Origin of the sequence: Flavobacterium resistens (assembly GCF_900182645.1) — a bacterium.
Classification (GTDB): domain Bacteria; phylum Bacteroidota; class Bacteroidia; order Flavobacteriales; family Flavobacteriaceae; genus Flavobacterium; species Flavobacterium resistens.
Map to the genome: position 1 here is coordinate 221,398 of NZ_FXTA01000003.1, position 21,747 is coordinate 243,144.

The window sequence follows — 21,747 nt, forward strand, 5'->3', positions numbered from 1 at the left end:
GCCTGACAAACTTGAAACCTGAAACAAAAAGAAAAATGGAACTAACAAGATTAATAGTAAAAGGAGGCGTTATTTCGCCGGGAGAATTGCGAGAAGTAGTTAATATTGCTTTGGAAGAAGGTCTGGATTCCATTTCATTTGGTTCAAGACAGGATATTATTTTTCCGCAAGGTTTTAAATCTTTGGACAAAACCACTTTAGGAAAACATCATTTTGTTTATCCTGATCAAAAAAGTGGCAACAATATCGTTTCTTCATACGTTTCGACTGATATATTTAGAAATACAAATTGGCTTACCGGAAACCGCTTTTTATATGTTTTGGAAGAATTTAAAGAACAGCCAAAACTCAAAGTCAACTTAACTGATCCAAAACAGCAATTGGTTCCTTTGTTTACAGGACATTTGAATTTTATCGCTTCAGAGCATGAAGATTATTGGTATTTATACATTCGTCTTCCAAAATGGGAAAAAATGGAAGTGTATCCCGTTCTGATTTACAGTTGGGATTTAGCTAAAATTTATTACGAAATCGAAAAAATATCCGAAGAAGATTCTATTGATATCGAAATGCTTTTCACGTTAGTGAGCGAAGCTTTGGACACCAATAACAGAACAATCGACAAACCGCTGAATATTCCTTTTTATCCATTTCCATATTACGAAGGAATGAACAGAATGGGAATTGATCAATATTGGTTGGGCTTGTATTGGCGAAATAATTTATACGATTTAGATTTTCTGAAGGAAATGTGCGATTTGTGTTTTGAATGCAAAATCGGGAAAATCTGTATCACGCCTTGGAAATCATTTATTGTCAAAGGAATTCCAAAAGACAGAAAACTGGAATGGGAAAAATTCTTAGGAAAACGCGGTATCAACGTTCGCCATTCTTTATTAGAATTAAATTGGCATTTGCCAGTTGCGATGGAATGGGCTTTGAATCTCAAAACTTTTCTGGTTCGAACATTGGATCAATTTGACATCAGTACGTACGGATTAAATTTCGGAATTTCCGAATACAACCGCGACGGACATTATTTCACTTCGATTGTTATCGAAAAAAATGAACTTCCACAAGCTTTAGAATCCATTAAAATCAGAGATACTTATAATGTTTTATTCGCGAAGAATTTTGATCCAAATACACGAGAATACATTGTGCATTCTCAAGATATTGACAAACTCGAATTGCCAACAATTTTAATTGAGTTAAGCCGAAAATATTTCGATGAACTCGGAAATTCAACATCTGAAACAACCGAAAATCCTCAGAAGAAAGAAAAACCACAGTTGGATATCTACCAATGCCAGGAATGTTTAACGCTTTATAATCCAGAATACGGAGATGAAAGTCAGGGAATTCCGAAAGGCATTTTATTTACCGATTTATCAGATACCTATTGCTGTTCCTTATGCGAAGCCCCAAAAAGTAATTTCAGAATTTTGGAATTGGTAAAAAACTAATCAAGAAATTCAGAATATTTATTAGGAGCTAATCCCGCTGTCCGCTATATCTTTTGTCCGCCGCGGCACGACAAAAGGATGCCGCTCCCATCGGGGCTAGGGCACTCGTTTTCAAAAGAAGTAATTGCCAAAAAAGCTTTATTTATAAGGCATTTTCTTCTAATTTTTCATGTAGAATTGTTAAGAGATTTCGTTTTAAAATTTCGGTCAAAAAACTAATTATTTAAGATTCAGTTATTTAAATACAAAATTTATAGAAAAGCTTAACATTGAGATGCTTGTTTTATAATTATCTTTACTTAACTGAAACTTAACAATTTAGTTACATTGTTATTAACATACTCATCTAAAAGTACATTTATATGGAAAACAAAACCGAAGAAACGACTCCTGAGAAAATCGATTCTCCAGCAGTAGAAACCACAAAACCAGCTACAGAAAATACTGCAAGCACGCCATCAGCAAAAGCACCAGTACGTAAAACTGCACCAGCTAGAACCGCTGCTACAAAACCTGCAGCTCCAAAAACAACAGCTGCGAAACCAGCTACAGCTAAAGCTCCGGCAGCAACTGTAACAAAAACCGCAACAACTTCGACTGCAAAAACACCTGCAAAAGCCGTTATAAAAACCGCTGCAGCAACTTCACCAAAACCTGCGACAAGAAGAGCTCCAGCTAAAAAAGTATTAACTCCAGCTGCAAAGCCAGAGGAAAAAGCAGCAGTTACTGAATCAACAGAAGAAAATACTAACCCAGCAGTTAAAACTGAAAAAGACAAAGCTGCTAAAAAAGCCCAAAAAGTGAAAGATAAAGAAAAGGAAAAAGCGAAAAAGAAAGCAGCAAAGCTAAAAGAAAAAGCAAAAAAAGATAAAAAGAAAGAAAAAGCGAAGAAAGCAAAACAAAAAGCTGCCGCTAAGAAAAAAGAAAAAGCTAAAAAAGCGAAAGACAAAGCGAAAGCTAAAAAAATTGCTAAAAAGAAAGCTAAAGCTCAAAAAAAGGCAAAAGCTAAAAAGAAAAAATAATAATTTGAAGAAGGTTTGACTTTAAAAAAGTTGAACCTTTTTTTTGCTCATTTTTTGTCATTTCGACGAAGGAGAAATCACACTAGAAACTCCGCAAAGAAGATCGCCAATCTTTGTCGATTTACGAGTGTGATTTCTCCTTCGTCGAAATGACAATATTGTATAAAAAGACTTCGACTTCGCTCAGCCTGACAATCGTTATGTCACCCTGAGCGAAGTCGAAGGCCTATTAACAATTCACTCATAACTCATAACTCAAAATTTCCTACCCTCCAATCGCAATCATACTACGATTATCAAAATGTTTAGCAGGGTCATCCATTTCATCCATCGTAACCATTCCGGCACGGACTTTCTTTTTATTTTGAATGGATTCTGAAATCAATTCAGTGATTGATTCTCCATTTCTAAAAGCAGTTAGTAAATCAGTCTCAGAATTCGAGAAAAGACAGTTTTTTATTTTTCCGTTGGCCGTCAAGCGGATGCGGTTGCAGCTATCACAAAACGGATTTGTAATTGAACTTATAATTCCGAAATCGCCTTGAAAACCTTTAATTTTATAATTCCTCGATGTAAAGTTTTTTTCATCTTCTAACTTTTCAATTTCTTCTGATGAAAATTGTGTTTCAACTAAAGATAAAATCTCCTTCTGTGAAACCATTTTACTTCTATCCCACTCGTTTCCGGCAAACGGCATAAACTCAATAAAACGTACTGAAATTGGCAGAAACTGCGTCAGTTTTACAAAATCAACAATTTCGTTATCATTGAAACCTTTCATCAAAACCACATTCACTTTTACCTGAAAATCATTATTCAAAAGCAAATGCAAATTATCAACAACTTTCTCAAACTGGTTTCTGAGCGTTATAGAAGCAAATTTAGACGAAACCAAAGTATCTAAACTCAAATTGATCTTTTTAACTTTAAACTGTTTTAAAACGTCGATATGACGATCAATTAAAATTCCGTTTGTTGTTATGGAAAGTGAAACATTTAAATTCGATAATTTCGAAACAATTTCAGGAAAATCTTTTCTAAGTAAAGGTTCTCCACCTGTTAATCTAATTTTGTCAACACCATTTTTCACGAAAGTCTGGGCAATGGCAAAAATCTCCTCAGCCGTCATTAAACTGGCTTTTGGAGATAATGCGATTCCATCCGCCGGCATGCAATACGTACAACGCAGATTGCATTTTTCCAGCAGCGAAATGCGCAAATAATTGTGTTTGCGCCCAAAACCATCCGTTAAAATAGTATTAGAGGCTGTCATGATTTTTTCCTTTTAAAATATGAAAAACGTGCATTACGTGCGGGAAAACAGCGTCCATAGATTCTCTTACTCCGTTTGTTGAACCCGGCAAAGCCAAAACCAAAGTTTTGCCCAAAGTTCCTGCAATACTTCGAGAAAGCATCGCATACGGCATTCTCTGTTGCCCGTAACTACGGATTGCTTCTTCAATTCCTGGAATTCTGCTTTCTAAAATTGGTTCCAAAGCTTCTGGTGTTACATCTCTTGGCGACAAACCAGTTCCACCAGTAAAAATTACCAGCTGATTTTCTTTAGCGAAAGCTTTTGTTTTTTCCTGAATAATATCCAATTCATCTGGAATGATTTCGTAATGAGAAGTTTCAACTCCGTAAGAATTCAGTTTTTCTACTATTGTTTTACCGGAACGATCTTCTTTGTCACCAGCAAAAATTGAATCAGAACAAACAAAAACTGCTGCTTTGATTACATTCGGAAATTTATTTTTGAAAGACGATTTTCCGCCTTCTTTATTGATTAATTTGATTGATGAAATTTCAATTTCCTTATCAATTGGTTTCAGCATATCGTACATAGTCAATGCAACAATTGACGCGCCGTGCATAGCTTCGACCTCAACTCCAGTTTTGTAAACGGTTTTTACTTTGAAAATAATATGAATTTCTAAACCTTCTATAATATACTCAACAGCAGTAAATTCAATTGGAAGCGGATGACAATCCGGAATAGACAAATGTGTGTTTTTTACCGCAAATAATCCCGCCGTTTTTGCCATTTCAAGCACGTTTCCCTTTGGCACTAAATTATTGACAACGGCATCAATTGTTTCTTGTTTACTAACTTTTACAATTGCGGTTGCGGTTGCGACTCTTAAAGTGCTTATTTTATGCGTAATATCTACCATTATAATTTCTTAGGTATTTTGTTTCCAGGTGAATGTATCGTTTTCAAACATTTCTTTGCCAAAAATCGGCACATCGGTTTTAATCCAGTTTACGATGGCTTCTGTAGCTTCATAGACTTGTTTGCGTCGCGTTGCCGAAACAAAAACAAACAAACAGATTTCGCCTGCTTTTACAACACCTAAACTGTGGTAAATGTGCATGCAGGTTAAATCGAATTTGGCAAATGCTTTTTCACGAATCGCATACAATGCTTCATTTGCCATATCGGTGTAAGCCGAATAATCAATCGCCACGACTGTATTGTCGTGAATGACATCGGCGCGAACTTGTCCTAAAAAAATATTGTGCGCCCCAATTGTGTGTTTCGATTGGTGTTTCGCAATCGACTCGGCGATAAATTCAGGAGCGATTGGTCCTTCTACAAATACATTTTTACTCATTTATATTTATTTTTTTTCGCCACGAATTCACAAATTAATCCAATACTTTACGAATAGATTTTAAAAAATAAATTCGTGAAATTTAGATTACACAAATTATTACGTGATAATTCGTGAATTCGCGGTTATATCTTTTCTTCTTTCAATATATTCTTCATTGTCAAAGCTCCGCCTGCAATGCTTTTTGCACTTTTAAATTGATATTTCTGAAGCAATTCAACAGCGATTTTACTTCTGATTCCAGATTGACAGAAAACATAAAATATTTGATCTTTATTCAGTTTTTCAATTTCGCTTTCCAAATTTATTAACGGAATTTGAACTTTATTTTTTAAACTGATTTTTGGTAATTCGTCTTCATTTCTAACATCCAAAAATAAAACGTTATCATCGTCTATTTCTTCAAAAATCGATTCAAAACTTATTTCTTCAACTTCAGCTTTATTGTATTTTTCTTCGAATGATTCTCTACTTATGTTTTGAGCATCACTTTTATCGAAATCATATTTTTGCTGTTCGTTTTTCAACGTATTGTAAACCAATATTTTTCCGCTTAAAACTTCTCCAATTCCGAGAATCATTTTTAGAACTTCATTGGCCTGAAACATTCCAATAATTCCAACCGAAATTCCAATTACGCCTGCATCTTCACAATTTAAAGCATTCGAATTTTCATCTGGATATAAACATCTGTACGTTGGACCGTTTTGATAATTAAATACCGAAACTTGTCCTTGAAATCTAAAAATAGATCCGTAAACCATTGGTTTATCGGTTGCCAAACAAGCATCGTTTATTAAATATTTTATCGAAATATTATCTGTTGCATCAACAATAATATCATATTTTTCAAATAACGAAATCGCATTTTTACCCGATAATTTTTCAGAAAAAGTATTGACTTTTATTTCCGGATTTAATTCTGAAATCATCAATTTAGCTTCTTCAACTTTGGATTTTCCAACAGCCGAAGTTTTGTAAATAACCTGTCGATGGAGATTCGAAACGTCAATTACATCATCATCAACAATTCCGATTTCACCAACTCCCGCGCCGGCCAAATAAGGTAAAATTGCGGTGCCCAAACCACCCGCACCAATTACCAAAACTTTCGATTTTAATAATTTCTGCTGGCCTTCCTCTCCTATTTCAGGAAGAATTGTTTGTCGGTTGTATCTCGATGATTCTTTCATGATTTTTAATTATCCTCCTGCAAATGGAGGTAACAAAGCTACAACATCACTTGTTTGCAAAGTGTAATCTGAAGCTTTTGAAACTATTTTTTGATTTACTGCAACGCTGAAAGTCAGTGATTCAAAATCATATTTCCCGTTTAAATCCTGCAACAATTTTTGCAATGACAATTCTTCGGAAAAAGATAATTTTTCGAATTCACATTTTGTTTTTTCAGCAACAGCTCCAAAATATTTAACCTCGATCATTTTTATAAATTTAAATTTTGAAAAATGAATTCATCATCAAAATGTTCCTGAAAATATTCAGTCAGTTTTGATGTATTTTTCACTACTTCGCCAATCACAATAATGGCTGGCGATGAAATATTTTTTTCGGATACCAATTTAGTAATTGTGTTTATAGTTCCAATCACTTTTTGCTCTGAATTTTTAGTTCCGTTTTGAATAATGGCAATTGGAAGATCATCATTTCTGTTTTCCTGATAAATCGAAATGATTTCGTCTAACTTATGCATTCCCATCAAAATAACCACCGTCGCCGCCGATTTTGAAGCTAAATGGATATCTTTCGATAATTCATGATTCGAAGTTGTTCCGGTAATTACCCAAAAGCTTTCGGCAATTTTACGCTGTGTCAAACTAATTCCTGCCGAAGCCGGAACGCCCAAAGCAGACGAAATTCCTGGAACAACAGCCGTTTCCAAACCGAATTTTACTGCATAATCAATCTCTTCGCTTCCTCTTCCAAAAACGAAAGAATCACCACCTTTTAAACGAACGACATGTCCGTGAATATTTGCCATAGAAACTATCAAATCGTTGATCTGATCTTGTGTGTAAGCATGACAGCCTAAACGTTTTCCAACAAAAATAATTTCTGCATTTGATGCATATTCTAGTAATTCTTCGTTTACTAAGGCATCATACAAAACGACATCAGCGCTTTCTAAAGCTTTAATTGCTTTTAATGTAATCAATTCAACGTCACCCGGACCTGCGCCTACGATCGTCAATTTTGGGGTTTTAAAACTTTGCATAATCTTTTAGCTTAAATTGATATTCAGATCATTTAATTCGTCTGCTGAATTAATATTAGTGAGAGGAAAGTTTTCACTTTCTTCAATATTGATGATTTGATGCGGAATAGTAGCAAACAAGTTCATCATTTTCAAATCGTCGTTATCAATTGCGCCTTTGATAACAGGCAATATTTTTTTAGAATAAATTCCGATCAACGGATGTAATCTACTTTCAGAAGCAAAAACCGTAATTTCGGCTTCAGTATTATGTTTTGAAATTAATTCCTGTAATAATTCGGTTGAAATCAACGGAATATCACAACTCAAAATCAAATTAAATTCGGTTTCAGAATGAGATAATGCAGTGTAAATTCCACCTATCGGGCCTTTATCTGCAATTAAATCTGGAATTTTTTCATACTCCAGATAATCATATTCTTTAGAAGCCGTAATCAGTTTTATATTATTTGTAATCGGCAAAATCGCCTGAATAATGTGTTCAATAAATGGTTTTTCCTGAAACAGTACTAATCCTTTTTCAGACTGCATTCTGGAGCTTTTTCCTCCGCAAAGAATAAATACTGTTAGTGTTTCCATTGTTTTTTTGTTTCAGGTTATCTTTGCTTCAGGTTTCAGGTTTTAGATTCATTATCTAATTATATAAATGTCTAATTATCTCAATTTTCTCTTTTTTAAGGAAAAATCAATTTAACGCTTGCCATTAAAATAACCGTTCCTAAAACCATTTTTAATGTTCTATTCGAAAATTTCCCACTTCCATAAAAACCTCCTAACATTCCTCCAACAACTGCAATTGGAACTAAATAAAAACTTTCTATCGGAATTGTTTTTCCTGCTAAAAAGAACCCAAGCATTCCTGCAAATGAATTCACAAAAATGAATAAACTCGAAACAGCCGCTGATTCTTTTACCGAAGCCCATCCTAAAAACAATAAAATTGGACTCAAAATTATTCCGCCGCCAATTCCTAACATTCCTGATAATAATCCGATTGCGAAACCTATTAATAATGCAAAAGGAAGATTGATTTTCACTTCTTCTTTCTCTTTAAAATTAAAGATTCCGAACAATCTTAATGCTGCGAAAACTAATACAATTCCTAAAACAATTTTATAAATCGCATTGTCTAAAGTTATAAATCCACCAATAAAAGCCGCTGGAATCGAGGCAATCGCAAACGGATAAAAGAGCTTTGGCTTGAAATAATTATTTCGATAATAAAATAAGAACGAAATACTCGAAACAAATAAATTCAACAGCAAAGCCGATGGTTTCATCACCGAAATCGGAAAAGCAAAAATGCTCATCAATGCCAAATATCCCGATGCTCCGCCGTGCCCAACACTAGAATATAAAAATGCAATTATAATTAAGGCAAAACTGAATAATAAGATATTTTCGGAACTTAAAATGCTCATTTGGTATTTGTTTGTTTCAGGTTTAAAGTTTCAAGTTGACTCAGCTATATGTTTTTATTTACATACTGCTTTTTATCTTTAACAACTAAAATCTTTTTTCTTGGCTCTTTATTCTATTTTCTTAAAATCTAATCAATTGGCAATAATGTTACTAACTGACCTTTTTTGTAATTTTCAATATCTTCCGGAACGATTAGTAAACTGTTTGCAACTGCAAATGTATTTAGCATTGCAGAGCTTTGACCATCTAAAACCGTTACGCTTGTTTCATCGTATTTTGCTTTTAAAAAAAGCGTTTTTCCTGTGTTGTTCTTAATTTCCGAATTTAATTTTCGAACTACTTTCGACTTATGAATTTCCGAAAACCCAATTCTGTTTTTTACTGCCGGTGCTACATAAATGTAAAAATTAGTCAGTGACGAAGCCGGATTTCCCGGAAGTGCAAAAACTAAAGTTTCATTTTTAGAACCAAAAAACATTGGTTTTCCTGGTTTCTGATTGATTTTATAGAAAAGCTCTTTTACATCGTTTTGTAATAATGCTTCTTTTACAAAATCATAATCTCCAACTGAAATCCCACCTGAAATAAGAACAATATCGTATTTTTTTAAAATACTTTTTAAAGCTTTTTTTGTTGCTTTCAGATTGTCTTTTACTCTGTAAACTTTCGTTTTTTCAATTCCGATTGTTTGAAGTCCCGCTTCAAGCATAACCGAATTGCTTTCGTAAATTTTCCCTTTTTTTAATTTCTTTCCTGGCTGAACTAATTCATTTCCTGTCACTAAAATGGCGACTTTCGGTTTCTTATAAACCTCAACTTCTGTAATCCCTAAGCATGCTAGAAAACCAATTGCTGCAGGTGTAATCAAAGTATTGGCTTCAAAAACAACCTCATCTTTAGCAATCTGTTCTCCTTTTGGACGCACATTTGATAATTTTTGAGGCATTTCAGCAATCAAAATTGAATTACTGTTTGCCATTACATGTTCCTGCATTACAACTGTATCGGCATCATCAGGAACGTGAGCGCCTGTAAATATCCGAACAGCTTCAGTCGATTTTAATTTTATATTTGAATGATCTCCGGCTTGTGAAATCCCAACAACGTCATATTGATGTCGAATACTGTGTGTAAAAGCATATCCGTCCATGGCTGATTGGCGAAATGGAGGCATATTGATTGGCGAAATCACTTTTTCTGCCAGAACATATCCTAAAGCTTTGCTTACCGAAATATGTTTCGTTGGCATTTTAGTACTATTTACTTCAATTATTTCAATGGCTTTACTGACTTCTATCATTTTTGAATATAAAAACTAAGTACAAATACTTAATACAAATATAAGTATTTATTCGTACGATGAATAAAAAATTAAAATTTATTTTAATGTCTATAAAATTACTCTAATTTATTCAAAATCAACTTTAAAAATTGAAGTACTTTTTATAAAAATACTCTAAAAGAACATCGGAGGAGCTGTTTTTTATTTCATTCTTCTTAAAATCATACATTTAAAAAATTAAAAATTAAGTATAAAATACTACAATTTAAAGATGCCTTAAAAAAATATTTAACATTTTAAGCAAACAAAAACAACAATTTAAAATACTGAATATCAATTAATTAATACACAAAACCCAACTCAAAAGCATCTTAAAGACTACTCGCTTTAAAAAAAAACTTAATATTTTTTTGGATTTTATTATATTAAAATTAACTTTGTCTATAGGATTAGTAGAGTTTAGATTTTTATTGAAAACCAAAAAAACTATATTTTGAAAACAACCGAGAGCATATCGTATTTAAATCTTCAAAAAAAATATACTTATAACAATTGTTGTTATATGTGCTTCTGTTGCTAATTCATCATGCAATACATTCGTCATTTGATCCATTTCTGTAAGTCAAAAACGAAATTCAAATTCACCCACAAATTACCTTTATTGAAAATACAAATATCTGGCTGATGCATATTTTGCATTGTGATGATTTTTTGAATATACCCCTATTTTAAAAAGAAACTAATTAACAACTAAAAAAACTAAAATGAAAAATATGCAAACGTGTTGCTGTAAATAAAAAAAGCCATTTCTGCGGCAACAGAAATGGCGAGGCTTAAAGAACATTTATCACTAAATCAAGGAAACAATTAGAGGGTTGAAAATTCAACGCTCAGGGCGCCTTGTTAATTACTTAAACCATTACAAAGAAATGAAAAAAATTTTAAAGATATACTCAATATTATTTCTCTTGCTTCTGACGGCAGGACTAAATGCCCAGAATACAACCCCGCTTATTCAGTCAAAACTTGATGGAACTGTTGTGGATGATATTACAAATCAGCCCATTATAGGCGCTTCAGTAACCATTAAAGGAACCACACACGGCGTTGTAACAGATGTTGAAGGAAAATTTTATTTTCAAACTGGTCAAAAATTGCCTTATACATTAATCGTAAGTTATATAGGATACAAAAAGCTTGAAATCGTAGTTGATAAAAATCCAGTAACCATCCATTTAAAAGAAGAACGTCAGGAATTAGACGAATTGGTGGTTGTTGGATACGGATCTCAGAAGAGAAAAGACATTACAGGTTCAGTTGCTTCGGTTCCAAAAGCAAATTTGTCTCAAGTAACTTCTTCTGCAGATAACTTGCTTCGTGGTGCAGTTCCTGGTGTGGTAGTTACACAAAGTTCAGGACGTCCGGGGGCTTCATCAAGTGTGCGTATTAGAGGTGGAAATTCTATTACAGCAGGTAATGAACCTCTTTATGTATTAGATGGCGTTTTAATTTACAATGACAATAATAATGGTACAGCTGGCGTAGCATACGCAGGAGCTTCGGTAAACGTGCTTTCGACAATTAATCCAGCGGATATCGAGTCTATTGAAGTTTTGAAAGATGCATCAGCAACTGCCATTTATGGATCTAGAGGAGCAAATGGTGTTGTTATTATTACAACCAAAAAAGGAACAAAAGGACAGGATAATATTTCTTACCAAGGGTATTTCGGGTTTCAGAATGTATCTAAAAAACTGCATTTGATGGATGCCAGCCAATGGGCAAGTTTACGTAACGATGTTCAGGCAAGTATTGGTCAGTCTCCGTCTTTTACTCCTGCCCAAATTGAAGCTTTTAAAACTTCTGGAAGTTATGATTGGCAAGATGCTGTTTTTAGAACTGCGGCTCCAATACAAAATCATCAATTGACTTTTTCTGGAGGAGATGATCGTTCGAGATATACAATTTCAGCAGGTTACTTTGACCAGGATGGAATCGTAATTGCAACTGATTTCAAACGTATTTCGCTTCGTGCTAATTACGAAAGAAATTATTCTCAGAATTTCAAATTTGGCGTAAATGCAAATTACACAAATTCAGATTCAAATGGAGTTGGAACAAATGGTGGTTCAAGTGCAGGAAGGCAGCCAAATCCATTAGTGGTTGCTTTGTATCAGCCGCCTGTAGTACCTATCAGAAATCCAGACGGAAGTTTTAATTTAACAAACAATCCTTACGCTACGGCAACTAACGGTATCATTCCAAACCCTATTAATGATTTGGAAAACACTACAAATGAAACTAAAATCAACAGAATCTTAACCAGCTTGTTTGGTGAATATAAAATTACAAAAGAAGTTGTTGCAAAAGTTGCAGTAAGCGGTGATGTAATTGATACGAAACAAAATTATTATGCACCTGCAACTACTACAACCGGAGCAGGAGTTAAAGGTTTAGCTTCTGTAGGTACCCGTCGAGTAAGTTCAGTTTTAAATGAAAACACAATAAATTACAATACTACTTTTGGCGAAAGCCATAAATTCTCAGCTTTAGGAGGTTACACACTTCAATACACTAAAGGTGAGGTTGTTAATGCAGGAGCGCAGACATTTGTAAATGACGCGAATACTTATAATGCACTGCAAGATGGTGTTCCGGTAAAACCTTATAGCGATGCTTTCGAAAGTGTTTTAAAATCTTGGTTGGCGAGAGTAAATTATTCTTATAAAGGAAAATACAACTTTACGCTTTCTGGCCGTGCGGATGGTTCTTCAAGATTTGGATCAGAATCGCTTTGGGGATATTTCCCATCTGCAGGTTTTTCATGGAATATTACTGATGAAGAATTTGCCAACAACATTAAAGGTGTAACCGAAGCTAAACTTAGATTAACAGCGGGAACAACAGGAAATCAGGAAATCGGGAATTACCTTTCACTTGCTTCAATGGGTTCTGTAAATTATTCTTTTGGAGGTACAACTTATACCGGACTTGCTCCTACTCGATTGGCAAATCCGGATTTGAAATGGGAAAAAACAAATCAATATAACGTTGGTTTAGACTTATCATTATTGGACAGAAAAATCAATTTTGTTTTTGATGTTTATTACAAAAAAACAAAAGATTTGTTAATCAATGTTCCAGTGCCGTTAACTTCAGGATATGCAACTGTACTTCAAAATATTGGAGGTGTTGAAAACAAAGGTCTTGAAATTGGTTTGACTACTGAAAATATTAAAACAGAAAATTTCTCATGGAATTCTAACATTGTTTTCTCAACTAACAAAAATAAAGTAACAGCGATAGGAAACGGTGTAGATCAATTCTTTCCTGTTGTTCCAAACGGATCATTATTACAGCAACAGCCTGTAACTGTAAAAGTTGGATTGCCTTTAGGAACTTTCTGGGGATACAGAACAAACGGAATTTTCCAAACTCAGGAAGAAGTTAATACACAACCAAAAATCAACAGTTTAGCCAACACAAAGGTGGGAGACAGAAGATATGTTGATACAAACGGAGATGGTGTAATTACTGCTCTTGACAAAGGAGACTTAGGCACTTCTCAACCAAAATTTGTTGGAAGTTTCGGTAACACCATTTCGTATCATGATTTTGACTTGAATTTCTCTTTCCAAGGTGCTTATGGCGGAAAAATATTCAATGCTTTGAATCAGCAATTAGAAATTTCTACACTTGGAACAAATGCTAATGTGACGTTAGACGATCGTTGGACGCCAACAAACCCGAGCAATGAAATTCCGAGAGCAACAAGTTCACCTTTAGGAATCGTATCTGAACGCTATGTGGAAGATGCTTCTTTCTTGAGATTGAAATTAATTACGCTAGGTTATACTTTACCAAAAAGTGTTTCTAAAAAACTGGGAACAAAAAGCGTGAAATTCTATGTTTCGGCAGAAAACTTAATTACATGGACAAAATACACTGGTTATGATCCGGAGGTAAGTTCATACGAACAAAACAACTTATATCCGGGAATTGATTTTGGTTCTTATCCAAACTCTAAAACATTTATCTCGGGCTTGAACGTAACTTTCTAAGTAAAAAAAATATAAAATGAAAAAGATTATTATAACATTCCTATTAAGTGCCGGTTTATTTGTATCGTGCACAGAATTAGAGGTAACGCCAACCTCTTTTGTAACCGAAGATAATTACTTTAAAACCCAGGATGATGCTGTAGCAAGTGTAACGGCTGTTTATGCCTCATTAAGCTTAGATCCTGGAGAACAGAGTTTATTTGGAAGAAACCTTTATTTCTTAACTGATATGGCTTCAGATTATGCTGCAGCTGGGGTTTCAGCAACAAATCCACAAGTTAGAGCATTAAGCAGTTTAACGCACGATGCGACTTCAGACCGTGTTCAGGTGGCGTGGAGACAAATTTATGCTGGAATCAACAGAGCGAATGTTTCTATTGATAATATTCCGAAAGTTGCCGGAACAGAAGCTGTAAAAAACAGATTGATTTTGGAAGCAAAATTTATCCGCGGATTGCTGTACTTTCAGGCAGTTCGTCTTTGGGGAGGCGTTCCAATTGTTTTGCACGAACCAACTTCTATTCAGTTAGAAAGCTTAAAGTCAAAAAGAGCAACGGTTGACGAAGTTTACGCACAGATAATTTCAGATTTAAAAGATGCTGAAGGTCTACCGTCAACTTATCCAGCAACTGATGCCGGACGCGCAACATCTGGCGCTGCAAAAGCGATTTTGGCAAAAGTATATCTGACAAGAAAAGACTGGCCAAACGCAATTACGAAAGCAAAAGAAGTTATTAACGGTGGTTACGGTTATGCTTTGTTCGAAACTTTTCAGGACATTTTTACTAAAACAAAAAAGAACGGAAAAGAGCATATTTTCTCTGTTCAGTTTGAACCAAATCAAGCTGGAAATGGTTCAAGCGGAAGTACTTTTCAAGCGACATCATTTACAGGATTTACAGCAACTGAACCTGCAGATATCATTTCAGATGTAGCTTTGTTTTATGATATTTATGCGCCAGGAGATGTAAGAAGAGATGTAAGTTATGCTAAAACATTACCAATTCCTGGTACAGCAAACGTTTATACTTTTCCTAAACCAATTTTCAAAAAATATTTAGATCTAACGAATTTGGCAACTCCTGCAAACGTAGCAATCAACTTTCCGGTTATTCGCTATGCCGACATTTTATTGTCTTTGGCGGAAGCCATAAATGAGCAAGGCGGACCAACTGCTGAAGCTTATGAATTGATCAATCAAGTAAGAAGAAGAGCTTTTGCAAAACCAATTACAACGCCAGATGCAACGGTAGATTTAGTTGGCTTAACGCAAACCACTTTTAGAGCTGCCATTCAGGAAGAGCGTAAAAAAGAATTTGTTCAGGAAGGACAAAGATGGTTTGACTTAGTTCGTTGGGGAACTCTAGTTACTGAAGTGAAAAAAGTAACGGCTAAAAACTCTGTTTCTGAAAGAAATAATCTGTATCCGATTCCACAAAGTGAAAGAAATATCGATCCTGTAGGTCTGCCTCAGAATCCTGGATATTAACCAATCAACCACTATTAAACCATAAATTATGAAAGATTATAAAAATAGCATATCAATCAAAAGTCCTAAAAAAGGGCTTTTGATTACTGCAGTTTTACTTGCGCAATTTGGTTTTGCACAAACTAAACCAGAAGAATTTAAAGGTGTAATCGGAAAAACATTAGCCGATTCTAAAGAATATTGGCCAGAACTTGTTACGGCTCCAAAAGGCGCTCCAAATGTCGTTTGGATTATTTTAGATGACGTAGGTTACGGAGCTTCAAGTGCTTTTGGAGGCTTAATCCAAACTCCGGTTTTAGAGAGTCTTGCTAACAACGGATTGCGATATACTAATTTTCATACGACAGCGATTTGTGCTCCTACTCGTTCCGCTTTATTAACGGGAAGCAATTCTCATAAAGTTCATGTTGGCGGATTCTCGCATACTATTATGTCTGCAGGATTCCCTGGCTGGGATGGAAGATTGCCTTCAAAAAATGGAACCGTTGCTGAGATTTTACGTGATAAAGGATACAATACTTTTGGTGTTGGAAAATACGGAATTACTCCAGACGAAGACGCTACTGATGCCGGACCTTTTGATCGCTGGCCAACCGGAAAAGGATTTGAACATTTCTTCGGATTCTTAGGTTCCGCAACCGATCAATATAAACCCGATTTAATTGAAGATCAAGCACATGTTACTCCTGATGGACGCCACCTGAGCGAGCAAATTACTGATAAAGCAATCAGCTATATTTCGAGACAGCAAAAAGCCGCTCCGGGAAAACCGTTCTTTTTATATTATTCACCGGCAGCTGTTCATGCACCTCATCAAGTTGCCCAAAAATGGAGCGATCCGTATAAAGGAAAATTTGACGATGGTTGGGATGCTTACCGCGAAAAAACCATAGCTAATCAGAAGAAATTAGGAGTTATTCCTTCGAATGCTGTATTGCCGGAACGTAATCCGCTTATTGCAGATTGGAAAAAATTAACTCCGGATCAAAAGAAAGTATATTCCAAATTTATGGAAGTATATGCTGGATATCTTACTTATACCGATTATGAAATTGGAAGATTGGTCAATTATCTGAAAGAAATTAATCAATTGGAAAATACAGTCGTTTTTGTTTTAATTGGTGACAATGGAGCAAGCAAAGAAGGAACATTGCAAGGCGCTGTCAACAGACAAACTTATGTTGTTGGTGAAACAGACGAAACCGTTTTTCAAAATAACTTAAAGCGAATTGGTGAAATTGGAACACCTGAAACCTATACTAATTATCCTTTAGGCTGGGCGCAGGCAACAAATGTTCCATTTAAAGATTGGAAACAAGATGCCAACTCTGAAGGCGGTACTCATAATCCGTTGATTGTTTATTATCCAAAGGGAATTAAAACTCCCGGAATCAGAACACAATACAGCCACGTAATTGATATTTTACCAACAACGCTGGATATTTTAGGCATTAAAGCGCCTGAAACGATCAGAGAAATTAAGCAAGATACCATTCAGGGATATTCTTTTTACAATTCTTTAAATGATGCAAAGGCAGTTTCAAATCATAAAGTACAGCATTATTACATTTTTGGAGCCAGAGCTATTTACAGTGATGGTTGGAAAGCCGCTGCGGCACATCATCCAAATTCAATTGAAGCTAAAGAAGCTTTGAGTGATCCAAAAAAAGCAGGTTTACTAAAAGCTGATTTCGACAAAGATGTTTGGGAACTGTACAACATCAACGAAGATTTTAACGAACAAAAAGATTTGGCTAAAAAATATCCAGAGAAACTGGCCGAATTGAAAAAACTATTTGACCAACAAGCCAAGAAAAACAACTTATATCCTTTAATAGATTGGTCGGATGTTTATCAGAGAAAAATACATCAAACGCCAGGTACAGAAGGAAAATCTGCCCAAGAACTATTGACCAAAGCAAACAAGTAAAAAATAAAAACTATGAAAAATTTTAAATACAACAGTTTAATCAAAAGTCCTAAAAAAGGGCTTTTGATTACAGCGCTCCTGGTTGCACAATTAGGAACTGCACAAAATAAAACAGAAGAATTTAAAGGAGTAATCGGTAAAACTTTAGCCGATTCTAAAGAATACTGGCCAGAACCGGTAAAAGCGCCAAAAGGTGCTCCAAACGTAATCTGGATTTTATTAGATGACGTAGGATTTGGAGCTTCAAGTGCTTTTGGAGGTTTGATCAGCACGCCAACTTTTGATCAGTTAGCAAATAATGGTTTACGTTATACTAACTTTCATACAACGGCAATTTGTGCACCAACTCGTGCGGCTTTATTAACAGGAAGAAATTCTGGAAGAGTGCATGTTAGCGGATTTTCACATACTATTTTATCTGCTGGTTTCCCAGGTTGGGACGGAAGAATTCCTTCTGATAAAGGAACAATTGCAGAGATTTTACGTGAAAATGGTTACAACACTTTTGCTGTTGGAAAATACGGAGTAACTCCGGATGAAGATGCTACAGATGCAGGACCTTTCGACAGATGGCCAACCGGAAAAGGTTTTGATCATTTCTTCGGATTCTTAGGTTCTCAAACCGATCAATACAATCCTGATTTAGTTGAAGATCAAGTTCATGTTACACCAGACGGACGCCACTTAAATGAATTAATTACGGATAAAGCAATAAGCTATATCCAAAAACAACAAAAAGCGGCTCCGGGAAAACCATTTTTCTTGTACTATGCACCAGGCGCAGCGCACGCACCTCATCAAGTTGCTACAAAATGGAGCGATCCTTACAGAGGAAAATTTGATAAAGGCTGGGATGCTTATCGCGAAGAAGTTATTGCGAACCAAAAGAAATTGGGTGTAATTCCGGCTAATGCAGTTTTACCAGAACGCAATCCTTTGATCACAGATTGGAAAAAATTATCTCCAGATCAGAAAAAAGTCTATGCAAGATTCATGGAAGTTTATGCTGGATTCTTAACCTATACAGATTATGAAGTGGGAAGAGTTGTAAACTATTTGAAAGAAAGCGGTCAACTTGACAACACTGTAATTTTCGTAGCAATTGGCGATAACGGAGCAAGTAAAGAAGGAACAACTGAAGGAACAATCAATCAAAGTTTGTTTTCTCAAGGAGTATCTGAGCAAGAAAATTTAAAGGCAAACTTAGCTAATATTGACGAAATTGGAACTCCAAAAGGTCTTAATACCAACTATCCTTTAGGATGGGCTCAGGCAACAAACGTTCCGTTCAAAAACTGGAAACAAGATGCGCAGTCTGAAGGAGGAACTCATAATCCACTGATTGTTTTTTATCCAAACGGAATTAAAGACAAAGGCGGAATCAGAAATCAGTACAGCCACGTAACCGATTTGCTTCCAACTACTTTAGACATTGTTGGAGTTAAAGCACCAGAATCTATCAAAGGTATTAAACAAGATATTATTCAGGGTTCCTCTTTATATGCATCTTTAGATAACGCTAAAGCGGAGTCTTTACACAAAGTACAATACTATTATATTTTTGGAAACAGAGCTATTTATAAAGATGGTTGGAAAGCTGGAGCTGCACATGCAAACCCATTTACCTCTCTAAAACCTAACTCGGCACCTACACCAAGCAATTTTGATACTGATGTTTGGGAATTATACAACTTGAACGAAGATTTTAACGAGCGCTACAATTTGGCAGCGAAATATCCTGAAAAATTAGCCGAGCTTAAAAAACTGTTTGATGAGCAAGCTAAAGAAAACAACGTTTATCCGTTAATTGACTGGCAGGATGTAATTACAAGAAAAATACATAATACGGGTCCTGATAAAGGTAAAAGTCTTCAGGATTTAATTAAACAAGTGACCAAACCAGGAGAAGGTACAACACCTACTGCAGGAAGCACTAATTAATATATTGATTTCAAAACCTGCAAGGTATTTTAAAAAACCTTGCAGGTCTCTCAATACTATTTACAGAATAAATCACAATAAATAATAAAAAAAGAATAATTTAAACACTACTAGTTCTATAGAATTAAAAGTTTTTAATTTAAATTTACACTTTATAACTTTTTGATTTTCAACAACACACAATAAAAAATAAGAAATCATGAAACGAGTAGACTATGAAATCATAGGAAAAAAAATCATCGTGGGCGCGATTGTTTTTTTAGTTCCGCTAGTCATATTGGCGGGAGGTTTAGCATTAATTAATCAATTTTTAAAATAAGAAATCATGGCAATAATTCAAAAAGAAAAACTGACAAGAGACTTACTAATAAGCCTTTTTATATATTCTTTGCCTGTAGTGGCAATTTTCCTTTACTTCAAATTAAGCAATAATTTGGTAAGCGAATCTCACATTTCATTACCTGCTTTTTTAGAATTTTCAAAACCTGCTTTTGAGCATATTAGAACTTGGGGATTAACTGTTTTTATGCTGATTTTAGGCGTAATCGAATTCACTGCAGGTTTATACGATGACGAATGGACAGGGCAGGAACGTAAAGTTGATATTATTTGTTTCTTAGCGCCAAAATTGATTTTACCTCCAATAATTGCTTTTTTCAGCTTGACCGCTTTACCTTATTTGATCCCAAATTTGGCTAACACCCTTTCTTGGGTTCCTTTCTGGGGAGGCTTTTTCCTAATCGCAATTGCTGATGATTTGACGCAATATTGGTACCATAGATTACATCACCAAGTTCCGTTTTTATGGCGTTTCCACAGAACACACCACTCTGCTCCATACATGGGAATGGCGATGGCGTCTAGACAAAACTTTATTTATACCGTTTTCTTTTCTCAAATTTATTTGACTGCAACGCTAACGTATTTAGGTTTAGGATTACCAGCTTTATTTGTTTTGGTTATTAAAAGTTTCATCACTTTGGGCGCGCATTCAAGTATTGCATGGGACAAACCATTTTACAAATACAGAGTTTTGCATCCAATTGCATGGGTTTTAGAACGCTTAATTTCTACACCTGCAACGCACCACGCGCACCACGCAGATACAAGCGGAGACGGCGTTGGACACTTTAAAGGAAACTTCGGGAACATGTTTTTCATTTGGGACGTAATCTTCGGAACAGGATTAATCACTCGTAAATTCCCGGAATCTTACGGAACAAAATCATACAAACAAGAAGAATGGTACGCACAATTTTTATGGCCGATTTTCAAATCTAAAAAAGAAGGAAGCCCACTTGCTGATGGCGTATTGTCACTTCCGTTAAAAGCAAAAGTTGTTGAACAGGCTCCTGCTCCAGTATTAGAGCAAGTTTAATCTTAAAACAAAGATGAAAAACTCAACTTTCAAAAATAGTTTGACAGCAATTGCATTTTTCATTGCAATTGCTGTTTTTTCGCAAAACAAAAGCGAAAATACTTTGTCAATAGATGCATTTTATTTCAAAATCCAGGCAGAGAAAAATCCGCAGATTATTGATGCTCGAGGTCCTGAAGAATTTGCTTTGAATCATATTTTAGGCGCTGTAAATTTCAATTTAGATTCAAAAGATTACGCTCAAAAAATAGCAAAATTAGATAAAACAAAACCCGTTTTTACGTATTCAATTGGAGCCGGAAGAAGCGTTTGGCTGGCAGACGATTTACTAAAAAAAGGCTTTAAAGAAGCCTACAGTTTAGAAGGCGGAATCGCAAACTGGATTGGAAGCGGAAAACCATTTTTTGCTAATTCGAAAAGCAAATTGACATTAGCAGAATACAATAAAATTATTTCTGATAATAAAACGGTTTTAGTTGATATTGGATCTGTTTATTGTGGTGCGTGTAAAAAAGTAAAACCAGTTTTAGAAACTATAAAAACACAATACGGAAGTAATCTGAAAGTTGTTGAAATTGATTTGGAAGACAACACGCAAGTCATCGCCGATTTGAAAACCATAAAAGTTTTCCCGACATTAATTCTTTATCAAAATGGAAAAATCATTCTTAAAAAAGAAGGTTTTGAGAATTTGAAAAATGAGATTGATGTGGCTTTGGTATCGAAATAGCTTTTTGACCTTTATTTAGACTTGGATAACCACAATATTGTCATTTCGACGAAGGAGAAATCTTCACGAGTAACTCCGTAACGAATATCCAATCTTTGTAGAGCTTCTTGCGAAGATTTCTCCTTCGTCGAAATGACAAAAATGCACATAAAACACAAAGCTCTTATAGACACTTTTA

Annotated in this window: 18 protein-coding genes; 8 read left to right on the plus strand and 10 right to left on the minus strand. The window is 35.0% G+C overall.

Going from position 1 to position 21,747, the window contains the following annotated elements:
- Positions 1-35 precede the first annotated feature (35 nt).
- Entirely contained in the window at positions 36-1,466 is a 1,431-nt protein-coding gene (locus tag FN795_RS12360; protein ID WP_142450878.1) for a rubredoxin, read from the plus strand.
- 358 nt (positions 1,467-1,824) lie between these two features.
- Here FN795_RS12360 and FN795_RS21555 read toward each other — a convergent pair whose 3' ends face one another.
- Positions 1,825-2,244 carry a hypothetical protein gene (locus FN795_RS21555; RefSeq protein ID WP_244289975.1) on the minus strand — a complete coding sequence of 140 codons (420 nt, stop codon included), beginning with the start codon at positions 2,242-2,244 and terminating at the stop codon, positions 1,825-1,827.
- Positions 2,245-2,266: 22 nt separating this feature from the next.
- Between FN795_RS21555 and FN795_RS21560 the strand changes: the two genes are divergently transcribed.
- Entirely contained in the window at positions 2,267-2,488 is a 222-nt protein-coding gene (locus FN795_RS21560) for a hypothetical protein (RefSeq protein ID WP_244289976.1), read from the plus strand.
- Positions 2,489-2,753: 265 nt separating this feature from the next.
- On the opposite strand, the gene moaA is transcribed toward FN795_RS21560, so the two are convergent.
- The 9 genes from moaA to FN795_RS12410 form a co-directional block, all read right to left on the minus strand.
- The gene (gene moaA, locus FN795_RS12370; RefSeq protein WP_142450880.1) at positions 2,754-3,761 is read right to left on the minus strand and encodes a GTP 3',8-cyclase MoaA; all 1,008 of its coding nucleotides are present in this window, start codon (positions 3,759-3,761) and stop codon (positions 2,754-2,756) included.
- Positions 3,748-4,662: a bifunctional molybdenum cofactor biosynthesis protein MoaC/MoaB gene (moaCB, locus tag FN795_RS12375; RefSeq protein ID WP_142450881.1), complete on the minus strand. Its 915-nt coding sequence runs from the start codon at positions 4,660-4,662 to the stop codon at positions 3,748-3,750. Before moaCB ends, moaA begins: the two co-directional genes overlap by 14 nt.
- Before the next feature lie 9 nt (positions 4,663-4,671).
- Positions 4,672-5,103 (minus strand): molybdenum cofactor biosynthesis protein MoaE, encoded by a 432-nt coding sequence (locus tag FN795_RS12380; protein ID WP_035648088.1) that lies wholly within the window; start codon positions 5,101-5,103, stop codon positions 4,672-4,674.
- Positions 5,104-5,228: 125 nt separating this feature from the next.
- Complete coding sequence (gene moeB / locus FN795_RS12385; RefSeq protein ID WP_142450882.1) at positions 5,229-6,296, minus strand: HesA/MoeB/ThiF family protein; 1,068 nt, start codon at positions 6,294-6,296, stop codon at positions 5,229-5,231.
- Between the two features lie 9 nt (positions 6,297-6,305).
- Positions 6,306-6,545, minus strand: coding sequence for a MoaD/ThiS family protein (locus FN795_RS12390; protein ID WP_142450883.1), 240 nt, complete (start codon positions 6,543-6,545; stop codon positions 6,306-6,308).
- Positions 6,546-6,547: 2 nt separating this feature from the next.
- Complete coding sequence (gene cobA, locus FN795_RS12395) at positions 6,548-7,336, minus strand: uroporphyrinogen-III C-methyltransferase (RefSeq protein ID WP_142450884.1); 789 nt, start codon at positions 7,334-7,336, stop codon at positions 6,548-6,550.
- 6 nt (positions 7,337-7,342) lie between these two features.
- The gene (locus FN795_RS12400) at positions 7,343-7,915 is read right to left on the minus strand and encodes a molybdenum cofactor guanylyltransferase (RefSeq protein ID WP_142450885.1); all 573 of its coding nucleotides are present in this window, start codon (positions 7,913-7,915) and stop codon (positions 7,343-7,345) included.
- 95 nt (positions 7,916-8,010) lie between these two features.
- Positions 8,011-8,757, minus strand: coding sequence for a sulfite exporter TauE/SafE family protein (locus FN795_RS12405; protein ID WP_142450886.1), 747 nt, complete (start codon positions 8,755-8,757; stop codon positions 8,011-8,013).
- Between the two features lie 128 nt (positions 8,758-8,885).
- On the minus strand, positions 8,886-10,058 hold the full coding sequence (locus FN795_RS12410; RefSeq protein WP_142450887.1) for a molybdopterin molybdotransferase MoeA: 1,173 nt from the start codon (positions 10,056-10,058) through the stop codon (positions 8,886-8,888).
- A 911-nt stretch (positions 10,059-10,969) separates the two neighbouring features.
- Here FN795_RS12410 and FN795_RS12415 point away from each other — a divergent pair.
- The 6 genes from FN795_RS12415 to FN795_RS12440 all read left to right on the plus strand — a co-directional run bounded on the left by FN795_RS12415 (position 10,970) and on the right by FN795_RS12440 (position 21,569).
- Positions 10,970-14,101 (plus strand): SusC/RagA family TonB-linked outer membrane protein, encoded by a 3,132-nt coding sequence (locus tag FN795_RS12415; RefSeq protein ID WP_142450888.1) that lies wholly within the window; start codon positions 10,970-10,972, stop codon positions 14,099-14,101.
- 16 nt (positions 14,102-14,117) lie between these two features.
- Complete coding sequence (locus tag FN795_RS12420) at positions 14,118-15,590, plus strand: RagB/SusD family nutrient uptake outer membrane protein (RefSeq protein ID WP_142450889.1); 1,473 nt, start codon at positions 14,118-14,120, stop codon at positions 15,588-15,590.
- A 28-nt stretch (positions 15,591-15,618) separates the two neighbouring features.
- On the plus strand, positions 15,619-17,520 hold the full coding sequence (locus tag FN795_RS12425; RefSeq protein WP_142450890.1) for an arylsulfatase: 1,902 nt from the start codon (positions 15,619-15,621) through the stop codon (positions 17,518-17,520).
- A gap of 12 nt (positions 17,521-17,532) precedes the next feature.
- Positions 17,533-19,461 (plus strand): arylsulfatase, encoded by a 1,929-nt coding sequence (locus FN795_RS12430; protein ID WP_142450891.1) that lies wholly within the window; start codon positions 17,533-17,535, stop codon positions 19,459-19,461.
- Positions 19,462-19,786: 325 nt separating this feature from the next.
- Positions 19,787-20,839, plus strand: coding sequence for a sterol desaturase family protein (locus tag FN795_RS12435; RefSeq protein WP_142450892.1), 1,053 nt, complete (start codon positions 19,787-19,789; stop codon positions 20,837-20,839).
- Positions 20,840-20,852: 13 nt separating this feature from the next.
- Positions 20,853-21,569, plus strand: a complete 717-nt coding sequence (locus FN795_RS12440; protein ID WP_142450893.1) for a thioredoxin domain-containing protein — start codon at positions 20,853-20,855, stop codon at positions 21,567-21,569.
- Positions 21,570-21,747: the final 178 nt, after the last annotated feature.

Coding starts and splice junctions, on each gene's coding strand:
- FN795_RS12400 (WP_142450885.1), bottom strand. CDS start 7,915: ATGGAAACACTAACAGTATTTATTCTTTGCGGAGGAAAAAGCTCCAGA.
- FN795_RS12425 (WP_142450890.1), top strand. CDS start 15,619: ATGAAAGATTATAAAAATAGCATATCAATCAAAAGTCCTAAAAAAGGG.
- FN795_RS12360 (WP_142450878.1), top strand. CDS start 36: ATGGAACTAACAAGATTAATAGTAAAAGGAGGCGTTATTTCGCCGGGA.
- FN795_RS12420 (WP_142450889.1), top strand. CDS start 14,118: ATGAAAAAGATTATTATAACATTCCTATTAAGTGCCGGTTTATTTGTA.
- FN795_RS12390 (WP_142450883.1), bottom strand. CDS start 6,545: ATGATCGAGGTTAAATATTTTGGAGCTGTTGCTGAAAAAACAAAATGT.
- FN795_RS12405 (WP_142450886.1), bottom strand. CDS start 8,757: ATGAGCATTTTAAGTTCCGAAAATATCTTATTATTCAGTTTTGCCTTA.
- moeB (WP_142450882.1), bottom strand. CDS start 6,296: ATGAAAGAATCATCGAGATACAACCGACAAACAATTCTTCCTGAAATA.
- FN795_RS12435 (WP_142450892.1), top strand. CDS start 19,787: ATGGCAATAATTCAAAAAGAAAAACTGACAAGAGACTTACTAATAAGC.
- FN795_RS12415 (WP_142450888.1), top strand. CDS start 10,970: ATGAAAAAAATTTTAAAGATATACTCAATATTATTTCTCTTGCTTCTG.
- FN795_RS12440 (WP_142450893.1), top strand. CDS start 20,853: ATGAAAAACTCAACTTTCAAAAATAGTTTGACAGCAATTGCATTTTTC.
- moaA (WP_142450880.1), bottom strand. CDS start 3,761: ATGACAGCCTCTAATACTATTTTAACGGATGGTTTTGGGCGCAAACAC.
- FN795_RS12380 (WP_035648088.1), bottom strand. CDS start 5,103: ATGAGTAAAAATGTATTTGTAGAAGGACCAATCGCTCCTGAATTTATC.
- cobA (WP_142450884.1), bottom strand. CDS start 7,336: ATGCAAAGTTTTAAAACCCCAAAATTGACGATCGTAGGCGCAGGTCCG.
- FN795_RS12410 (WP_142450887.1), bottom strand. CDS start 10,058: ATGATAGAAGTCAGTAAAGCCATTGAAATAATTGAAGTAAATAGTACT.
- moaCB (WP_142450881.1), bottom strand. CDS start 4,662: ATGGTAGATATTACGCATAAAATAAGCACTTTAAGAGTCGCAACCGCA.
- FN795_RS12430 (WP_142450891.1), top strand. CDS start 17,533: ATGAAAAATTTTAAATACAACAGTTTAATCAAAAGTCCTAAAAAAGGG.